The 555-nt window shown below is 68.8% G+C and carries 1 protein-coding gene; it reads left to right on the plus strand.

What is annotated here, in order from left to right; genetic code table 11:
• A partial coding sequence (locus AB4Z35_RS30135; RefSeq protein ID WP_442101178.1) for a rhodanese-like domain-containing protein occupies positions 1 to 555 on the plus strand: 555 nt, incomplete at both ends.

Here is a 555-nt window from a genome sequence, read left to right on the forward strand (position 1 = left end):
TCGCCGGGGTCAACCTGCCTTCGAAGACGTTCGGCGAACTGGCCGAGCATCACTACGGCACGCCGCGCGTCTCGGCGGCCGAGCTTGCCGCGATGCAGGCCTGCCCGAACGCCCCGGTTGTGCTCGATGGCCGCCCGATCAGCGAATTCCGCAAGATGAACATCCCGGGCGCCATCTGCTGCCCCAATGGCGAGCTGGCCTATCGCCTGCGCGATCTGGTGCCCGATCCCGCCACGCCGATCGTCATCAATTGCGCGGGACGCACGCGCAGCATCATCGGCGCACAGTCGCTGATCAACGTCGGTGTCAGCAACCCGGTCTACGCGCTCGAAAACGGCACGCAGGGCTGGTATCTGAACGACTTCACGCTCGAACACGGCGGCACGGCCCGGTATCCGGACAACGCCACCCCGCGCGACCTCGACGCCGCGCGCCATGCCGCACAGTCGCTGGCCGCGCGCTTCAACGTGCCGCACATCGCTGCGGCGCAGGCCATCGGCTGGCTGGCGGACCGGTCGCGCACCACCTACCTGTGCGACGTGCGCACAGCCGAGG

Origin of the sequence: Pseudomonas sp. KB_15, from assembly GCF_052114525.1 — a bacterium.
Lineage (GTDB): Bacteria > Pseudomonadota > Gammaproteobacteria > Pseudomonadales > Pseudomonadaceae > Aquipseudomonas.